Origin of the sequence: Streptomyces sp. NPDC055955, assembly GCF_042270245.1 — a bacterium.
Lineage (GTDB): Bacteria > Actinomycetota > Actinomycetes > Streptomycetales > Streptomycetaceae > Streptomyces.
Genome location: NZ_JBHJYS010000017.1, coordinates 192,613 through 210,118, shown reverse-complemented (window position 1 = coordinate 210,118; position 17,506 = coordinate 192,613). Strand labels below are relative to the sequence as shown.

General features: G+C 71.2%; 17 protein-coding genes. 12 read left to right on the top strand and 5 right to left on the bottom strand.

The genetic code is table 11. The features are described 5' to 3' along the window. Window positions 1-138: 138 nt before the first annotated feature. Window positions 139-1,935, bottom strand: coding sequence for an AMP-dependent synthetase/ligase (locus tag ACFC96_RS30530; protein WP_376615123.1), 1,797 nt, complete (start codon window positions 1,933-1,935; stop codon window positions 139-141). A 309-nt stretch (window positions 1,936-2,244) separates the two neighbouring features. Between ACFC96_RS30530 and ACFC96_RS30525 the strand changes: the two genes are divergently transcribed. The 6 genes from ACFC96_RS30525 to ACFC96_RS30500 all read left to right on the top strand — a co-directional run bounded on the left by ACFC96_RS30525 (window position 2,245) and on the right by ACFC96_RS30500 (window position 7,191). Beyond that, entirely contained in the window at window positions 2,245-3,006 is a 762-nt protein-coding gene (locus ACFC96_RS30525; protein ID WP_376258763.1) for a metallophosphoesterase, read from the top strand. Window positions 3,007-3,086: 80 nt separating this feature from the next. Next, entirely contained in the window at window positions 3,087-3,521 is a 435-nt protein-coding gene (locus tag ACFC96_RS30520; protein ID WP_376258762.1) for an SRPBCC family protein, read from the top strand. An 85-nt stretch (window positions 3,522-3,606) separates the two neighbouring features. Next, window positions 3,607-4,773 (top strand): ArsA-related P-loop ATPase, encoded by a 1,167-nt coding sequence (locus ACFC96_RS30515; protein ID WP_376258760.1) that lies wholly within the window; start codon window positions 3,607-3,609, stop codon window positions 4,771-4,773. 88 nt (window positions 4,774-4,861) lie between these two features. Further along, on the top strand, window positions 4,862-5,347 hold the full coding sequence (locus tag ACFC96_RS30510; RefSeq protein ID WP_376258758.1) for a DUF5304 domain-containing protein: 486 nt from the start codon (window positions 4,862-4,864) through the stop codon (window positions 5,345-5,347). Between the two features lie 53 nt (window positions 5,348-5,400). Further along, a complete protein-coding gene (locus ACFC96_RS30505; protein WP_376258757.1) occupies window positions 5,401-6,354 on the top strand; it encodes an ROK family glucokinase in 954 nt (317 codons plus the stop codon). A gap of 78 nt (window positions 6,355-6,432) precedes the next feature. After that, on the top strand, window positions 6,433-7,191 hold the full coding sequence (locus tag ACFC96_RS30500) for an endonuclease/exonuclease/phosphatase family protein (protein WP_376615121.1): 759 nt from the start codon (window positions 6,433-6,435) through the stop codon (window positions 7,189-7,191). Window positions 7,192-7,197: 6 nt separating this feature from the next. On the opposite strand, the gene ACFC96_RS30495 is transcribed toward ACFC96_RS30500, so the two are convergent. Further along, window positions 7,198-7,893, bottom strand: a complete 696-nt coding sequence (locus ACFC96_RS30495) for a hypothetical protein (protein ID WP_376615119.1) — start codon at window positions 7,891-7,893, stop codon at window positions 7,198-7,200. After that, a complete protein-coding gene (locus tag ACFC96_RS30490) occupies window positions 7,886-8,665 on the bottom strand; it encodes a carboxylesterase (protein ID WP_227294266.1) in 780 nt (259 codons plus the stop codon). Before ACFC96_RS30490 ends, ACFC96_RS30495 begins: the two co-directional genes overlap by 8 nt. Window positions 8,666-8,830: 165 nt before the next feature. On the opposite strand from ACFC96_RS30490, the gene ACFC96_RS30485 reads away from it, so the two are divergent. The 5 genes from ACFC96_RS30485 to ACFC96_RS30465 all read left to right on the top strand — a co-directional run bounded on the left by ACFC96_RS30485 (window position 8,831) and on the right by ACFC96_RS30465 (window position 13,903). Then, a complete protein-coding gene (locus tag ACFC96_RS30485; RefSeq protein ID WP_376615133.1) occupies window positions 8,831-9,610 on the top strand; it encodes a lysophospholipid acyltransferase family protein in 780 nt (259 codons plus the stop codon). 57 nt (window positions 9,611-9,667) lie between these two features. Next, window positions 9,668-10,897: a MacS family sensor histidine kinase gene (gene macS, locus ACFC96_RS30480; RefSeq protein WP_376615118.1), complete on the top strand. Its 1,230-nt coding sequence runs from the start codon at window positions 9,668-9,670 to the stop codon at window positions 10,895-10,897. After that, window positions 10,894-11,589 (top strand): response regulator, encoded by a 696-nt coding sequence (locus ACFC96_RS30475; RefSeq protein ID WP_376258750.1) that lies wholly within the window; start codon window positions 10,894-10,896, stop codon window positions 11,587-11,589. Before macS ends, ACFC96_RS30475 begins: the two co-directional genes overlap by 4 nt. A gap of 149 nt (window positions 11,590-11,738) precedes the next feature. After that, window positions 11,739-12,767 (top strand): 6-phosphofructokinase, encoded by a 1,029-nt coding sequence (locus ACFC96_RS30470; protein ID WP_376258748.1) that lies wholly within the window; start codon window positions 11,739-11,741, stop codon window positions 12,765-12,767. Window positions 12,768-12,901: 134 nt separating this feature from the next. Then, the gene (locus ACFC96_RS30465) at window positions 12,902-13,903 is read left to right on the top strand and encodes a 2-hydroxyacid dehydrogenase (protein ID WP_376258746.1); all 1,002 of its coding nucleotides are present in this window, start codon (window positions 12,902-12,904) and stop codon (window positions 13,901-13,903) included. On the opposite strand, the gene ACFC96_RS30460 is transcribed toward ACFC96_RS30465, so the two are convergent. Together ACFC96_RS30460 and ACFC96_RS30455 are read right to left on the bottom strand one after the other, a co-directional pair. After that, complete coding sequence (locus ACFC96_RS30460; RefSeq protein ID WP_376615116.1) at window positions 13,852-15,762, bottom strand: anthranilate synthase family protein; 1,911 nt, start codon at window positions 15,760-15,762, stop codon at window positions 13,852-13,854. The two genes, ACFC96_RS30465 and ACFC96_RS30460, sit on opposite strands and share 52 nt — an antisense overlap. 105 nt (window positions 15,763-15,867) lie before the next feature. Then, complete coding sequence (locus ACFC96_RS30455; RefSeq protein ID WP_351255831.1) at window positions 15,868-15,924, bottom strand: trp operon leader peptide; 57 nt, start codon at window positions 15,922-15,924, stop codon at window positions 15,868-15,870. Window positions 15,925-16,024: 100 nt separating this feature from the next. Here ACFC96_RS30455 and ACFC96_RS30450 point away from each other — a divergent pair, with 100 nt between their 5' ends. Further along, entirely contained in the window at window positions 16,025-17,377 is a 1,353-nt protein-coding gene (locus ACFC96_RS30450) for a class II 3-deoxy-7-phosphoheptulonate synthase (RefSeq protein WP_376258741.1), read from the top strand. Window positions 17,378-17,506 lie beyond the last annotated feature (129 nt).

Genomic DNA, 17,506 nt, shown 5'->3' with positions numbered 1-17,506 from the left:
GGTGGGGTGGGTGGGGTATCTGGGGGGTGCGGGGGGGGGGGGTGTGTTGGCCCGCGGCCCGCCGGCCCGGCGGTATGAAACGACGGCCCGGGCCGGCGTCCGAGGGCACAGGGAGAGGAGGCGGAGCCCCCGCAAGGCTCAGCCCTGGTAGATCGCTTCGATCTCGTCGGCGTAGTCCTTCGCCACCACGTTCCGCTTCAGCTTCAGGGACGGCGTCAGGTGGCCCGACTCCTCCGTGAACTGGGTCGGCAGAATACGGAACTTGCGGACCGACTCCGCCTTGGAGACCGCCGCGTTGCCGTCGTCCACGGCCGCCTGGATCGCCGCGAGGAGATCCGCGTCGTCCCGCAGGGACACGGCGGTCGAGTCGGCCGGCTTGCCGTGTTCGGTGGCCCAGCGACCGAGGAACTCGTCGTCGACCGTGACGAGCGCGCCGACGAAGGGGCGCCCGTCGCCGACGACCATGCACTCGGCGACCAGGGCGTGCGCACGGATGCGGTCCTCGATGACGGCCGGGGCGACGTTCTTGCCGCCCGCCGTCACGATGATCTCCTTCTTGCGGCCGGTGATCCGGAGGTAGCCGTCCTCGTCGAGCGTGCCGATGTCGCCCGTGTGGAACCAGCCGTCGGCCAGCGCCTCCTCGGTCGCGGCCTCGTTGTTCCAGTAGCCCGAGAACAGGTGCTCGCCGTGCAGCAGCACCTCGCCGTCGTCGGCGATCCGGACCACGGAACCGGGCAGCGGCTGGCCGACCGTACCGATCTTCTGCCGGTCCCACGGGTTGAAGGCGGTGGCGGCGCAGGACTCGGTCAGGCCGTAGCCCTCGAGGACCGTGAAGCCGATGCCGCGGAAGAAGTGGCCGAGGCGCTCGCCGAGCGGGGCGCCGCCGGAGATCGCGTACTCGCCGCGGCCGCCGAGGACGGCGCGCAGCTTCGAGTAGACGAGCTTGTCGAACGTCTTGTACTTCACCTTCAGAGCGAGGGACGGACCCTTGGGGGTGTCCAGGGCGCGGCTGTACTCGATGGCCGTGTCGGCCGCCTTGTCGAAGATCTTGCCCTTGCCGTCGGCCTGCGCCTTGGCGCGCGCCGAGTTGTAGACCTTCTCGAAGACGCGCGGCACACCGAGGATCAACGTCGGCCGGAACGCGGCCAGTTCATCGGTGAGGTGCTTGATGTCCGGGGCGTGGCCCAGCTTGATCGGGGCCATCAGCGAGGCGACCTCGACCAGACGGCCGAAGACGTGCGCGACGGGCAGGAAGAGCAGCACCGAACACTCGCCCGTACGGAAGAGGGGCTTGAGGCGCTCGACCACGTTCCCGCACTCGGCGAAGAAGCTGCGGTGCGTGAGGACACAGCCCTTGGGGCGGCCCGTGGTGCCCGAGGTGTAGACGATCGTCGCCGGGTCGTCGGCCTTCGCGACGGCGCTGCGCTCGTCGACGGTCACGTCGGGGACGACGGCGCCCGCGCGGTCCAGCTCCTGGACGCCGCCGGCGTCGATCTGCCAGACGTGCGCGAGGCCGGGGAGGCGGTCGCGCACGGACTCGACGGTGGCCGCGTGCCCGGCGCTCTCGACCACGCAGGCCACGGCGCCGGAGTCGCCGAGGATCCACTGGATCTGCTCGGCTGAACTGGTCTCGTACACCGGCACGGTGATGGCGCCGGCGCTCCAGATCGCGAAGTCGAGGAGCGTCCACTCGTAGCGGGTACGGGACATCAGACCGACCCGGTCGCCGGGCTGCACGCCGGAGGCGATCAGGCCCTTGGCGGCGGACCGCACCTCCGCGAGGAAGGTGGTGGCGGTGACGTCCTGCCAGGTGCCGTTCACCTTGCGGGCGATGACGGCGACGTCGGGGTGCTGCGCGGCGTTTCTGCGGACGATGTCGGTCAGGTTGCCGTCCGCAGGGACCTCGTACAGGGCCGGAAGGCTGAACTCGCGCAAGACTGCTGCTCCTCATAGGGCACCGGCGCCACGGCATGGTGTGAGTCGACGATGCGGTCCAAGATCGGGCAGGTGCTCAACTGCTGAAGCTGTGGTAGTTCCAGTGGTTGAAATGCTGAGCACTACTGGACTGCCCGGACGTTACCCACCGGTACTGCTTTTCCGGTAGGGGGTCCGGGCCAGATGTTCGCTGCGTCACACGCCGTGCAACTGCTCCGCCGACCCTAGTCCACCCGATCGGAGAATAGGAAGTAACCGCAGGTCCGGCCCCCTCTACCCACGATTCCCACACAGTTCTAGGGTGATCGCATGCGCGTACACGTGGTCAGCGATGTGCACGGAAACTCCACAGACCTCGCCCGGGCGGGAGACGGGGCGGACGCCCTCGTCTGCCTCGGTGACCTGGTGCTCTTCCTCGACTACGCGGATCATTCGCGAGGCATCTTCCCGGACCTGTTCGGCGTGGAGAACGCGCACCGCATCGTCGAGCTGCGCACCGCCCGCCGCTTCGAGGAGGCACGTACGTTCGGCGCCGGGCTGTGGGCCGGGATCGATCGCGGGACCGCCATCGAGACGGCGGTGCGCAAGCAGTACGCCGAGCTCTTCGCGGCGTTCCCCACACCGACGTACGCCACCTACGGCAATGTCGACATCCCGCACCTGTGGTCCGAGTACGCCGGAGCCGGCACCACCGTCCTCGACGGCGAGCGCGTCGAGATCGGCGGCCTCGTCTTCGGCTTCGTCGGCGGCGGACTGCGCAGCGCCATGCGCACCCCCTACGAGATCAGCGACGAGGAGTACGCCGCCAAGATCGAGGCCGTCGGGGAGGTCGACGTGCTGTGCACCCACATCCCGCCGGACGTCCCCGAACTCGTCTACGACACCGTCGCGCGCCGCTTCGAGCGCGGCAGCCGTGCCCTCCTGGAGGCGATCCGGCGCACCCGCCCCCGCTACTCCCTGTTCGGCCACGTCCACCAGCCGCTCACCCGGCGCATGCGGATCGGGGCGACGGAGTGCGTCAATGTCGGCCACTTCGCCGGTTCGGGCAGGCCCTGGGCCCTGGAGTGGTGACAGCGCCGCCGCCGGTGCGCGGTAGCCTTCACGCGATACACACCACCCCTCAGCGGACCGCATCTGGAGGAGCCACCGCGATGGCGGAACACACCAGCTCGAGCATCACGATCGAGGCGGCACCGGCCGATGTCATGGGGGTGATCGCCGACTTCGCCCGCTACCCCGACTGGACGGGAGAGGTGAAGGAGGCCGAGGTCCTCGCCACGGACGGCGCGGGCCGCGCCGAGCAGGTGCGACTCGTCATGGACGCCGGAGCCATCAAGGACGACCAGACCCTGGCCTACACCTGGACCGGGGACAACGAGGTCTCCTGGACCCTGGTCAAGTCCCAGATGCTGCGTTCCCTCGACGGCACGTACCTCCTCGAGCCGTCCGGCACGGGCACCGAGGTCACCTACCGCCTCACGGTCGACGTCAAGATCCCCATGCTCGGCATGATCAAGCGCAAGGCCGAGAAGGTCATCATCGACCGCGCCCTCGCCGGCCTGAAGAAGCGCGTGGAGACGAAGTAGCCTCCGCCGTCCCCGTCCGGCCGTCCGCCGTCCGCCGTCTCCGTCCGGCGGGCGGCGACCTGCGCCCCAGGTAGCCTCACACCCCATGCGTACCGTTCTGGTAACCGGCCCCGGCGGCTCCGGCCGGACCACCGTCGCCGCGGCCACGGCCCTCGCCGCCGCCCGCCGCGGAGCTCGCACCCTCGTGCTCTCGGCGGACCCCACGGACACTCTCGGCGCCGCTCTCGCCACGCCTACGAGCGCGGCGCCGACGTCCGTCGAACCCGGTCTCACCGCGATACGTCTCGCCCCGGCGGACCGCTTCCGCGAGGACCTCGCCGACCTCCAGGAAAAGGCCGCGTCCGCCCTCGACCTCCTGGGCGCCACCCGCCTCGACACCGAGGAACTCACCCCGCTTCCCGGCAGCCACGAACTCGCCCTGCTCCGCGCCCTGCGCGACAGTGCGCACGGTCCCCACGACCTCGTCGTCGTCGACCTTCCCCCGGCGCCGCAGGCCCTCGCCCTGCTCGCCCTGCCGGAACAGCTGCGCCGCTACCTGCGCCGCCTGCTCCCCCCGGAACGTCAGGCCGCCCGCGCCCTGCGCCCCCTCCTCGGCCGCCTCGCCGGTGTCCCCATGCCCGCGGAGTGGCTGTACGAGACGGCGGACCGCTGGGACACCGAACTCGCCGCCGCCCAGGCCGTCGTCGAGGACCCGCACACGACCGTGCGCCTCGTCGCCGAACCGACGCCCGCCGCGGCCGACGCCCTGCTCACCACGACCACCGCCCTCGCCCTGCACGGCCTGCGCGCCGACGCCCTGCTCGCCTCCCGTGTGCTCCCCGACGGCTCCACCGACCCCTGGCTCACCGACGCCGCCGCGCGCCAGCGCAAGGTCGTCGCCACCTGGCAGGGCACGTACGACGTGCATGAGCTGCCCCATCTGGGCCGTGATCCGCGCGGCGCCGACGACCTGGCCGCGCTCGGCGCACCGCCGGTCACGTCCGCGCCGGCCGCCACCGCCTGGCCCGTCGAGGACCGCATCGCCGACGAGGGCGTCCTGGTGTGGCACCTGCCGCTGCCCGGCACCGTCCGCGAGGACCTCGGACTGGTGCGGCGCGGCGACGAACTCGTCGTCACGGCCGGACCGCTCCGCCGCATCGTCCCCCTGCCGTCGGCGCTGCGCCGCTGCACCGTCGCCGGCGCCGGCCTGCGCGACGGCGTCCTGCGCATCAGGTTCACCCCGGACCCCGACCTGTGGCCGCGGGGACGGTGAACGGACTACCGCCGTTCGGGTAACGTCGAAGGTACGCACCCTCCTGGTACGCACCCACCCATATCCGTTCTCGCAGGAGTCAGCCGCCATGAGCGACGCCACCGAGCAGCCCGCACCCGAGGCCGACGCCGACGCCTGGGAGCAGGCGTGCGCCGAGGACCTCGCACAGGAGAAGGCCCGCCGCCGGGCCGAGTACGGGGCCCCGCCCGGCTCGGCCGCCGAGGAGCTGCGCAAGCTCGTCGACGCCGTCGCCGAGAAGCTGTCGGGGATCCAGACGCCCCTGCTCGGCGCGGTCGCGCAGGGCACCGCGCAGCAGGTCGTCAGCCAGGTCGTCAAGCAGGCGAAGGCGGCCGTCGAGCCGGTCGTCGAGCGCAACCCCGAGGTCTTCGACCACCTCGCGGCCGCGGGCAACGAGCTGCTCGCCGCCTACCGCTCCGCCGTCGAGCGCCAGGAGCAGCGCTGGACCCAGCGCTCGTCGGGCGCCCGGGCCGGACAGGCGGCCGGGGACGACACGGACCCCCGTGACGAGGGCCCCGAGGGGCCTTCAAAAGGTGAACACATCGACCTCGACTGAGAGCCGCTCGGGTACGGTGGGCCGTAGCGGGGCTCGACCGAACTGAGGGATTCATGGGACTCACCATCGGCGTCGACATCGGCGGCACAAAGATCGCGGCCGGCGTGGTCGACGAGGAAGGCAACATCCTCTCGACGTTCAAGGTGCCGACTCCCAGCACGTCCGAGGCCATCGTTGACGCGATCGCCTCGGCCGTGGAGGGCGCACGGGCAGGACACGAGATCGTCGGCGTGGGTATCGGCGCCGCCGGATACGTCAACCGCCAGCGCTCCACGGTCTACTTCGCGCCCAATATCGACTGGCGCCAGGAGCCGCTGAAGGACGAGGTCGAGAAGCGGGTCGGCCTGCCGGTCGTCGTCGAGAACGACGCGAACGCGGCCGCCTGGGGCGAATACAAGTTCGGCGCGGGCAAGGGCCACCGGAACGTCATCTGCATCACGCTCGGCACCGGCCTCGGCGGCGGCATCATCATCGGCAACAAGCTGCGCCGCGGCCACTTCGGCGTGGCCGCCGAGTTCGGCCACATCCGGATGGTCCCGGACGGCCTGCTGTGCGGCTGCGGCAGCCAGGGCTGCTGGGAGCAGTACGCCTCCGGCCGCGCGCTCGTGCGCTACGCCAAGCAGCGTGCCAACGCGACCCCGGAGAACGCGGAGTTCCTGCTCTCCCTGGGCGACGGAACCCCGGACGGCATCGAGGGCAAGCACATCTCCATGGCCGCCCGCCAGGGTGACGCCGTGGCCGTCGACTCGTACCGCGAGCTGGCCCGCTGGGCCGGCGCGGGCCTCGCCGACCTGGCCTCGCTGTTCGACCCGTCCGCCTTCATCGTCGGCGGCGGACTCTCGGACGAGGGCGAGCTCGTCCTCGACCCGATCCGCAAGTCCTACAAGCGCTGGCTGGTCGGTGGCAACTGGCGCCCCGTGGCGGACGTCATCGCGGCCCAGCTCGGCAACAAGGCGGGCCTGGTCGGGGCGGCGGACCTGGCGCGGGAGCCCGACCCGGTCATGTGACACCGGCTGCCGCCTCAGCCGTCGAACGCCCGCCGTTTCCCCGGAGAAACGGCGGGCGTTCGTCGTATCTTGATCGTCATGGTCACCGGATCACTCCCCAACTCCCGCACCGAACCCGACGGTTCGGCCGTCGTCCGGGTGCTCAGCTACAACATCCGCTCGATGCGCGACGACACCGCCGCGCTCGCCCGCGTCATCGCGGCCTGCGCCCCCGACCTGGTCCTGATCCAGGAGGCGCCCCGCTTCTTCCGCTGGCGCAAGAAGCTCGCCCGGCTCGCGGCGGCCTCGGACCTGGTGATCCTCTCGGGCGGCGCGAGCGCGGCGGGCCCGGCGCTGCTCTGCTCCCTGCGCGCCACGGTCGAACGCACCGAGGACGTCCTGCTGCCCCTCACTCCCGGACTGCACCGGCGCGGCTTCGCGACCGCCGTCGTCCGCTTCGGCGGTGCCAGGATCGGCGTACTGAGCTGCCATCTGAGCCTGCAGAAGGACGAGCGGTACATGCAGGGCGGGATGCTCCTCGACCGGCTCGCGGCGCTCGGCGTCGAGCACGCCGTCGCGGGCGGTGACCTCAACGAACGCCCCGGCGGGCGCACGTTCCGGCGCCTGGCCGAGGCTCTCCAGGACGCCTGGGCCACCAAGCCGTGGCTCGGCGAGTACACCTCGACACCGGCCCACCCGCATCAGCGCATCGACGCGATCCTCGCGACACAGGGCGTCGAGGTTCTCGGCTGCGGGGTTCCGGTGGGCATGCCGGGGGTGAGCGAGGACGACCTGAGGGCGGCCACGGACCATCTGCCGGTCCTGGCCGCCCTCAGGGTTCCCGCCGCCCGGGACTGACGCGGGTCAGACGACCGCGCCGCGTCCCGGATCGTCGTCTTCGTCGTCGCCCTGCATACGCATCACGAGCGTGCCGAAGCCGCCGAGGAAGCCACCGACGCAGACCGTCGTGAGCCACCACGTCATCTGCCAGCCGAGCAGCACGGCCAGCAGCATCAGGACCGGGCCGCCGATCACGGCGAGCCAGGCGAACTTGGCGGTGACGTCTGCCTCGGGCAGCGGCGGGGGCTCCGGGGGCACGAAGTGGCCCTCGTCGTCGTCGGCGTCGCCGTCCGACGGCTCGGACGGCCGGTAGTCGCGGGGGCCGCCGACGCCGGGTGCGAAGGAGACCGAGGAGCCGAGCGGCGTCGCGGGCTTGCCGGGCTCGCCGGCACCCGACTTCGGGCTGTTCGTGTCCGTGTTCGTCTCGGAGCCGTCCGTGTCCAGGTCGGGCAGGGCCAGGTCCTCGATCGACCTGAACGGCCTGGCGCCCGGCGGGTCCGGCGGCTCCTCGCCGTACCCGGCGACGATGGCGGCCCAGGCGGCGTCCTCGTCCACGGGCTCGCCGGCGCCCCCGGCGTCCGCGTCCGCGCCGGGCCGCTGCTCCTTGCCGAGCTGCGCCGGACCGGGCAGCGCCGAGCCCGACGCCGCCTGCTCGGCGGACGCGTCCTCCGGCTCGCGGCTCTCGTCGCCGGCGGGCTCACGTCGGTCCTGCTCAGCCACCTGTGGCCGTCCCTTCCTTACCGACACTGGGGGCGAGCCGGCCGATGAACGCGTAGCTCTCGTCGAAGATCCGGTCCGCGTCATGGTCCAACGTCGCGACGTGGTAGCTCTGTTCCAGCAGGATCTCCTCGACGTCCGTGGACGAGATCCGGCTGAGGACGCGGGCCGAGTCGACGGGCGGCACCACATGGTCCTGGGTGCTGTGCAGGACCACCAAAGGCTGTGTCACCTGCGGCAGTTCGCGGTCGACGATGCGGAAGAAGTTCCGCAGGGAGTGCGCGGCGTGCAGCGGCACCCGGTCGTACCCGATCTCCGACGAGCCCTCCTTCGCGATGTCGCTGGCGATCCCCTTCGTCGAGCGCACGAGATGCCGGGCCACCGGGAGGGCGTGCGCGGCGAGGCCGTGCACCTTGTTCCCCGGGTTCACCAGGACCAGGCCCGCCACCTCGTCCCCGTGCTTCGCCGCGAGCCGCAGCGCGAGGGCGGCGCCCATCGACAGACCGAAGACGAAGACCTGGGAGCACCGGTCCAGCAGCTCGCGCAGGGCGCGGTCCACCTCCGCGTACCAGTCCTGCCAGCCGGTGACCTGCATGTCCTCCCAGCGCGTGCCGTGGCCGGGCAGCAGGGGGAGCGAGACGGTGAGCCCGCGCTCGGCGAGGTACTCCGCCCAGGGGCGCAGCGACTGCGGGGAACCGGTGAAACCGTGACAGAGGAGGACGCCGACCTCTCCGCCCTCGTGGCGGTACGGCTCGGCTCCAGGAATGACCGGCACCTTCGGTCTCCTGTTCATGAGAGGGGGATCGCCCGGGACTGCGGGGCGTACTTCACCGTACGCGACCGTGCTGACACCGACCAGGGTCGTCGGGCCTCGGAGCTGCGGCGCGGGTTAAGGTCTGATCCACAGACGAAGGAAGGCAGTGGGTTGATCTACGGCGCAATGAAGGTGGCCATCGGAGGGCCGCTGAAGCTCGGCTTCAGGCCCTGGGTGGAGGGCCTCGAGAACATTCCCGCCGAGGGTCCCGCCATCCTGGCCAGCAACCACCTGTCCTTCTCGGACTCCTTCTTCCTGCCGGCGATGCTCGACCGCAAGGTCACCTTCATCGCCAAGGCCGAGTACTTCACGACGCCCGGTGTGAAGGGCAAGCTCACGGCCGCGTTCTTCAAGGGCGTCGGCCAGCTCCCCGTGGACCGCTCCGGTTCGCGCGGCGCGGGCGAGGCCGCGATCAAGAGCGGCATCGAGGTCCTGGAGCGCGGCGAGCTCTTCGGCATCTACCCGGAGGGCACCCGTTCGCCCGACGGCCGCCTGTACCGCGGCAAGCCCGGCGGTCTCGCGCGCGTGGCGCTCGCCACCGGCGCGCCCGTCCTTCCGGTCGCGATGATCGACACCGAGAAGATCCAGCCCCCCGGCAAGGTCCTGCCCAAGCTGATGCGCCCCGGCATCCGCATCGGCAAGCCCCTCGACTTCGGCCGCTACCAGGGCATGGAGCACGACCGGTTCGTGCTGCGGGCCCTGACCGACGAGGTCATGTACGAAATCATGAAGCTCTCGGGCCAGGAGTACGTCGACATGTACGCGACCGCCGCCAAGCGGCAGATCGCGGATGCGGCGAAGGCCGAGGCCAGGGCGGAGAAGGAAGCCAAGGCGGAGAGGGAAGCCGCGGCCGAGAAGGAAGCCAAGGGGAACAAGGGCGGCGACGTGGAACGGCCGGCCTCCTAGCCGCGTCGTCGTTCTGGGAGCGGACGTTCCGGGAGCCGCAGTTCGGGGGGTGGGTGCGTGGCCAGGCGCGAACGCGTGATGAGGATGTCCGTCGAGCAGCCGCTGTGGCGCGCGCTGACGGCGTACCGGCTGCTGACGATGGTCTATGCGATCGGCCTGTTCGTCACCGCGCAGGACAGGTTCGTTCGGCCCTGGGTGGCGATCGGCTACTTCGTGGTCCTGGTCGGGTGGACCCTGGCCACGCTGCCGCGCGTCGCGAACGCCGCGAGCTGCACCAAGCGCTTCCTCACCGCCGACCTGATCGTCGCGCTCGCCGGCATCCTGCTCACGCCGGTCGCCGTCGAGCACAGCCGGATCGTGGAGGGCGGTCCGACCCTGCCGTCGATCTGGACGGCCGGGGCGGTTCTCGCCTACGCGGTCAAGGGCGGCTGGCGGTGGGCCGCGTTCGCCTCGCTGCTCGTCGGCGTCGCGAACGTGGTGCAGCGCGGCGCCTTCAGCCGCGACACCCTCCACAACGTCCTGCTCGTGTGCATCGCGTCGATCGCCATCGGCTACGTCGTCGAGGTGGCCCGCGCCTCCGAGCGCACCCTCGCCCGGGCCCTGGAGATCGAGGCGGCCACCCGTGAGCGGGAGCGGCTCGCCCGCGACATCCACGACGGCGTGCTGCAGGTCCTCGCCATGGTGCAGCGCCGCGGCACCGCGCTGGGCGGCGAGGCCGCCGAGCTCGGCAGGATGGCCGGCGAGCAGGAGGTCGCCCTGCGCACCCTGGTCGCCGGCGGTCTCGTGCCTGCCTCGCGTGCCTCCGAGGACGCCTCGCAGGGCGCGCTCGTGCGGGCCGTGGAAGAGCCGGACGACGTTCCCGGCACGTCGACGCCCTGCGATCTGCGGTCGCTGCTCGCGCCGCACGCCGGAGCGCGGGTGAGCTTCGCCGAGCCGGGCGCCCCGGTGTTCCTGCCGCTGGTCGCGGCGAGGGAACTGGCGGCGGCTGTCAGTGCCGCCCTGGACAATGTGCGCAGGCACGCGGGGACGGACGCCCGGGCCTGGATCCTCGTCGAGGACGAGCCCGACACCGTGATCGTGACGGTGCGGGACGACGGACCCGGCATCCCGGAAGGACGTCTTGCGCAGGCCGAAGGGGAGGGGCGGCTCGGCGTCGCCCAGTCCATCCGCGGCCGGCTGCGGGACATCGGCGGCACGGCCGAGCTGATCTCGGTGCCGGGACAGGGCACCGAGGTCGAACTGAGAGTTCCGAAGGTTTCACGGGGGAAGGCGGGATCGGGAAGATGACCGAGCAGCAGCGGGAGGGCGCCGCCGCAGGCGCGATCAGGGTCATGGTGGTCGACGACCACCCGATGTGGCGGGACGCCGTGGCGAGGGACCTCGCCGAGGCGGGTTTCGACGTGGTGGCCACCGCGGGCGACGGTGAGCAGGCGGTGCGCCGGGCCGGCGCCGCCGCGCCCGATGTCCTCGTACTCGACCTGAACCTGCCGAAGAAGCCCGGCGTGCAGGTCTGCAAGGAACTCGTCGGCGCCGATGCCGCGCTGCGCGTCCTGGTCCTGTCGGCGAGCGGGGAACACGCCGACGTCCTGGAGGCGGTGAAGTCCGGCGCCACCGGCTACCTGCTGAAATCGGCGTCGACCGAGGAGCTGACCGACGCGGTGCGCCGTACGGCGGCCGGCGACCCCGTCTTCACGCCGGGGCTCGCGGGCCTCGTCCTCGGCGAGTACCGGCGCCTGGCCTCCGAACCCGCGCCTGCCGCGGGCGCGGGCGAGCCCAAGGCCCCGCAGCTCACCGAGCGTGAGACCGAAGTCCTGCGCCTGGTCGCCAAGGGCCTGAGCTACAAGCAGATCGCCGAGCGGCTCGTCATCTCGCACCGCACCGTGCAGAACCACGTGCAGAACACCCTGGGCAAGCTCCAGCTGCACAACCGCGTGGAACTCGTCCGGTACGCCATCGAGCGCGGCCTCGACGACGCGTAGCCGCTCCGTGCCTTTTGAATGATCACCACACAAAGGTCAACTCCCTCACTCTTGAACGGATTTCACCCTTCGCGTGCTGCCGAAGTGACGTGGATCACTATTAGCGTGACCCGTGTCAGCTCACAGTGCTGTGGCGAAGGGACATTTCCATGCGGGTCGGAGTACTGACCGGAGGCGGCGACTGCCCCGGGCTCAACGCCGTCATCCGTGGCATCGTCCGCAAGGGCGTGCAGGAGTACGGCTATGACTTCGTCGGCTTCCGGGACGGCTGGCGCGGGCCGCTCGAAGGCGACACCGTACGGCTCGACATCCCGGCCGTGCGAGGCATCCTGCCCCGCGGCGGCACCATCCTTGGCTCCTCGCGCACCAACCCCCTCAAGGTCGAGAACGGCATCCGCCGCATCAAGGAGACCCTCGCCAAGGAGGAGGTCGAGGCGCTCATCGCGATCGGCGGCGAGGACACCCTCGGCGTCGCCGCCCGCCTCACCGACGAGTACGGCGTGCCCGTCGTCGGCGTACCGAAGACCATCGACAACGACCTGTCCGCCACCGACTACACCTTCGGATTCGACACCGCCGTCGGCATCGCGACCGAGGCCATCGACCGGCTGCACACCACCGCCGAGTCCCATATGCGGGTCCTGGTCTGCGAGGTCATGGGCCGTCACGCGGGCTGGATCGCGCTCCACTCGGGCCTCGCGGGCGGGGCCAACGTCATCCTCATCCCCGAGCAGCGCTTCGACGTCGACCAGGTCTGCGCCTGGGTCACCTCTCGCTTCAAGGCCTCGTACGCCCCGATCGTCGTCGTCGCCGAGGGTGCCATGCCCAAGGACGGGCAGATGGTCCTCAAGGACGGGACGCTCGACTCCTTCGGGCACGTCCGTCTCTCCGGAGTCGGCGAGTGGCTGGCCAAGGAGGTCGAGCGGCGCACCGGCAAGGAGGCCAGGACCACGGTCCTCGGCCACATCCAGCGCGGTGGCACCCCCAGTGCCTTCGACCGCTGGCTCGCCACCCGTTTCGGGCTGCACGCCATCGAGGCCGTGCGCGACCGCGACTTCGGGAAGATGGTCGCCCTGCGGGGCACGGACATCGTCCGGGTGCCGATCGCCGAGGCGACCGCCCGGCTGAAGACGGTCGATCCCGCGCTGTACGAGGAGGTCGGGGTCTTCTTCGGCTGAGGCGCGAGGCCGGGACGACGCCGGGGGCGGGACGGGACGAAGTCCTCCCGCCCCCGGGTGTCACGGGGTTGCCCGGCCCGTATATTCGCCGTAACCGGCACACACGACGCGATACGGAAGAAACGGGAGCAGTCGTGGAGATCCTCGCATTCGGCGTGCAGTCCGACGAGAAGCCCCTCATCGAGAAGGCGTTCGCGGGCCATCACGAGGTCCGCTGCCTGGACGTCTTCCTCACCGAGGACACGGCCCCCATCGCGGCCGGCTACGAGATCATCTCCACCAGCGTCAACGCCACCCTGAACAACCGCGTCCTGCAGACCCTCGCCGCCGGCGGCACGCAGCTGATCGCCCAGCGCTCCACGGGCTTCAACAACATCGACCTCGAGGTGGCCGAGCGCCTCGGCCTGACCGTCGCCCGCGTCTCGTACTACTCGCCGTACTCCGTGGCCGAGTTCGCCTGGACCCTCGCGATGGCCGTCAACCGCCGCATCGTCCGCGCCTCCAACCGCACCCGCGACTTCGACTTCAGGCTCGACGGGCTGATGGGCCGCGACCTGCGCGGCCGCACCGTGGGCGTCCTCGGCACCGGCAAGATCGGCGCGGCGTTCACCCGGATCGCCCACGGCTTCGGCATGAAGCTCCTCGGCTGGGACATCGCCGAGAACCCGGCCTGCGTCGAACTCGGCATGAAGTACGTCGACAAGGAGCGCCTCTTCACCGAGGCCGACCTGATCAGCCTGCACGTCCCCCTGCTCCCGGCCACCGAGCACATCGTCGACAGCGCCGCCCTGCGCACCATGAAGGACGACGCGATCCTGGTGAACTCCAGCCGCGGCGGCCTCATCGACACCAAGGCCCTCGTCTCCGAGCTGCGCGAGGGCCGCTTCACGGGCGTGGGCCTCGACGTGTACGAGGCCGAGGCCGGGCTCTTCTTCCTCGACAAGTCGCTCGACGTCGTCGAGGACGACACCCTGGCCCGCCTCGTCACCTTCCCGAACGTCCTGGTCACGTCCCACCAGGCGTACTACACCGTGGACGCGGTGAGCCAGATCATCGAGACCACGGTGGCCAACGTCCTCGACTATCAGGCGGGCCGGCGCTCCGAGAACGTCCTCGTGCCCGCGCCCATGAGCTGACCCAGCAGCTCCCGCACGACGTCCGTCCCGCGCAGCGACAGCACCGACTCCGGGTGGAACTGCACCCCCGCCACTGCATTTGTCGGCGCGCCTCCGGCACGACCCGAGCTGCGCAGCGCGTGCACCTCGCCGCTCGCCGCGTCCCGGCTCACCTCGACGCCGTGCGCGGCCAGTTCCCTCGCCGTGTCGTCGTCGCAGCGCGCCACGAAGCTGTTGTAGAACCCGACGGTCTCGGCCCGCCCGAACAGGTCGACGTCCGTCTGCGCGCCCTGGTACGGCACCTCCTTGCGGACGATCTCGAGCCCCAGCTCGGCCGCGATCAGCTCATGGCCGAGGCACACGCCGAGCACGCCGTGCCGGTGATCACGCAGCACCTCGGCGGTCAGCGCGCGCAGGAACCGCATCTTCGGGTCCGTCGCGTCGCAGGGGTCGCCCGGCCCGGGGCCCAGGACGACGGGGCCCTCATGGGCGAGCACGGCGTCCCGCAGCCCCGGCTCGTCGTAGCGCCGCACGGAGACCGTGAGGCCCGACGACCGCAGCAGATGCGCCAGCATCGCCGTGAACGTGTCCTCGGCGTCCACCACGAGCGCGTGCCCCTCCAGGGCCGCCGCCTGCTCCTGCATCCGCAGCCAGAACGGCGCCAGCGCGGCCCGCCGCCCGTCGAGCGCCGCCTGCACCCGCGGATCGTCGGCGAGCGCGGGCCGCACGCCCTCGCCGCGCGGCCGCCCGGGCCGCACCCCCAGCGCGGCCAGCACCCCGGCCGCCTTCGCGTGTGTCTCCTGGACCTCGCTCGCCGGGTCGGAGCCGCGCACCAGGGTCGCCCCGACCGGTACCCGCAGCTTCCCGCCCGCGTCGATGTCGGCCGTACGGATCAGGATCGGGGAGTCCAGGGTCTGCGCTCCGCCCGCGTCCCGCCCGACCAGCGCGAGCGCTCCCGCGTAATAGCCGCGCCCACCCACTTCGTGCCGCTCGATCACCCGGCAGGCGTTCTGCACCGGCGACCCCGTGACGGTCGCCGCGAACATGGTCTCCTTCAGCACCTCGCGCACGTCCAGCGAGGACCGCCCCCTCAACTCGTACTCCGTGTGAGCGAGGTGGGCCATCTCCTTCAGGCGCGGGCCGATCACGACCCCGCCCATGTCGCCGACGGTGCACATCATCTTGAGCTCCTCGTCGACGACCATCGACAGCTCCTCGATCTCCTTGCCGTCGGCGAGGAAGTCCAGCAGGTGCTCGGGCGTCGGGCCCTCGGCCGGGTAACGGTAGGTTCCGCTGATCGGGTTCATCACGACCGTGCCGCCGCTCATCCGCACATGCACCTCGGGGCTCGCCCCGACCAGCGTCCGGGCCCCGGTGTGCACGACGAACGTCCAGTACGCGCCCCGCTCCCCGGCGAGCAGCCGCCGGAACAGCGCGAGCGCGTCCGCCCGGTCGAACCCGCGGATCTCGCCCTCGTACGTCCGCCGGATCACGAAGTTCGCGCCCTCGCCCTGCCCGATCTCCTCGCGCAGGACCCGCTCCACGATGTCCGCGTACGCGGCGTCGTCCACGTCGAAGCCCCCGTCCGACACGCGGACGTCATGGGCCGGCAGCTGCGCCAGGACGTCGGCCAGCGGCAGCTCGTACGTCTGGTCGGGGGTGAGCACCGCGAGCGGGGTGCCGTCGTCGCGGACGTCGAAGCCGCGCTCCCTGATCTGCCGGAACGGCACGAGGGCGAGGCCCTCCGGGATGTCGGCGAGTCGCTCGTAGGTGTTCACTGCGCCGACCAGCAGTTCCACGATGTCGTGGTCGTGGCCGGGTGCGCGGCGGCGCAGCAGGGCGAAGGGGCGGTCGTCGTGCAGCAGCTCGGACAGATCCATGGCGTGTGATTCCTCTTCCGGACTCCGGTGGCGGAGAGGAACGGCCAGGTCCCGGAAAACACTGAAGGCCGCCCTCGGGCGGCCTTCGCTTCGCTGTACGCGCAGTCAGTGGGCCGCTGGGTGAGCGGTCCACCACCAGTTACGGGTCGTGTGCGCGAACATGTGCGGCACCCTACCCGATGGGCAGCTCATCTGTGGACGACGCGTCTCAAAGGGTGAGCGGTCGGCTGGACCGCTCATCCGACCCCGTAATGTTGAGGGCGTGACCGTGAACGCTAAGACCAGCGCAAGCGCTGGCAACACCTGGCGAGACCTGCCCGCGGCGCAGCAGCCCGAGTACCCCGATGCCGAGGCTCTGCGCGATGTGATCGCGGAGCTCGAGTCGTATCCGCCGCTCGTCTTCGCGGGCGAGTGTGACCAGCTGCGCGCCCGACTGGCTGCCGTCGCCAAGGGAGAGGCGTTCCTCCTCCAGGGCGGCGACTGCGCCGAGGCCTTCGACGCCGTGTCGGCCGACCACATCCGCAACAAGCTCAAGACGCTGCTCCAGATGGGTGCCGTCCTCACGTACGCGGCCTCCGTGCCCGTCGTGAAGGTGGGCCGTATCGCGGGGCAGTACTCCAAGCCGCGCTCCAAGGGCACCGAGACCCGTGACGGCGTGACCCTGCCGACGTACCGCGGCGACTCGGTCAACGGCTTCGCTTTCAACGAGAAGGCCCGCGTCCCGGACCCCGAGCGCCTGAAGCGGATGTACAACGCGTCCGCCTCCACGCTCAACCTGGTGCGCGCCTTCACCACCGGCGGCTACGCCGACCTGCGCCAGGTGCACGCCTGGAACCAGGACTTCGTGAAGTCGTCCCCGTCCGGCCAGCGCTACGAGCAGCTCGCCCGCGAGATCGACAACGCGCTGAACTTCATGCGTGCCTGCGGCACCGACCCGGCCGAGTTCCAGACGGTCGAGTTCTACGCCTCCCACGAGGCGCTGCTCCTCGACTACGAGTCGGCGCTGACCCGCGTCGACTCGCGTACGGGCAACCTGTACGACGTGTCGGGCCACATGGTGTGGATCGGTGAGCGCACCCGTCAGCTCGACGGCGCGCACATCGAGTTCGCCTCGAAGATCCGCAACCCGATCGGCATCAAGCTCGGCCCGACGACGACGGCCGAGGACGCGCTGCAGTACATCGAGCGCCTCGACCCGGACCGTGAGCCCGGCCGCCTGACCTTCATCGTCCGCATGGGCGCCGACAAGGTCCGCGACAAGCTCCCGGAGCTGGTCGAGAAGGTCACCGCCTCCGGCGCGACCGTCGCATGGATCACCGACCCGATGCACGGCAACACCTACGAGGCGGCCTCGGGCCACAAGACCCGCCGCTTCGACGACGTGCTCGACGAGGTCAAGGGCTTCTTCGAGGTCCACAAGAGCCTCGGCACCCACCCGGGCGGCATCCACGTCGAGCTCACCGGTGACGACGTCACCGAGTGCGTGGGCGGCGGCGACGAGATCTTCGTCGACGATCTGCACCAGCGCTACGAGACGGCCTGCGACCCGCGCCTGAACCGCAGCCAGTCCCTCGACCTGGCGTTCCTGGTGGCGGAGATGTACCGCGACCAGTGATCTTGCAGTACATCGCCGTGGGGGGGGGGGGGCCGGGGACAGCCCCCCCCCCCCCCCGGTTTGTTGGGCCCCGCCCGGGGGGGGGTGTGGGGCGTGGAGGGGGAGTGTGGGGGGGGGGGGCGCCGCGGG

Excerpts from the sequence above, each read along its gene's own strand:
- ACFC96_RS30525 (WP_376258763.1), top strand. The coding sequence starts at position 2,245 with ATGCGCGTACACGTGGTCAGCGATGTGCACGGAAACTCCACAGACCTC.
- ACFC96_RS30520 (WP_376258762.1), top strand. The coding sequence starts at position 3,087 with ATGGCGGAACACACCAGCTCGAGCATCACGATCGAGGCGGCACCGGCC.
- ACFC96_RS30515 (WP_376258760.1), top strand. The coding sequence starts at position 3,607 with ATGCGTACCGTTCTGGTAACCGGCCCCGGCGGCTCCGGCCGGACCACC.
- ACFC96_RS30510 (WP_376258758.1), top strand. The coding sequence starts at position 4,862 with ATGAGCGACGCCACCGAGCAGCCCGCACCCGAGGCCGACGCCGACGCC.
- ACFC96_RS30505 (WP_376258757.1), top strand. The coding sequence starts at position 5,401 with ATGGGACTCACCATCGGCGTCGACATCGGCGGCACAAAGATCGCGGCC.
- ACFC96_RS30500 (WP_376615121.1), top strand. The coding sequence starts at position 6,433 with ATGGTCACCGGATCACTCCCCAACTCCCGCACCGAACCCGACGGTTCG.
- ACFC96_RS30485 (WP_376615133.1), top strand. The coding sequence starts at position 8,831 with ATGAAGGTGGCCATCGGAGGGCCGCTGAAGCTCGGCTTCAGGCCCTGG.
- ACFC96_RS30475 (WP_376258750.1), top strand. The coding sequence starts at position 10,894 with ATGACCGAGCAGCAGCGGGAGGGCGCCGCCGCAGGCGCGATCAGGGTC.
- ACFC96_RS30470 (WP_376258748.1), top strand. The coding sequence starts at position 11,739 with ATGCGGGTCGGAGTACTGACCGGAGGCGGCGACTGCCCCGGGCTCAAC.
- ACFC96_RS30460 (WP_376615116.1), bottom strand. The coding sequence starts at position 15,762 with ATGGATCTGTCCGAGCTGCTGCACGACGACCGCCCCTTCGCCCTGCTG.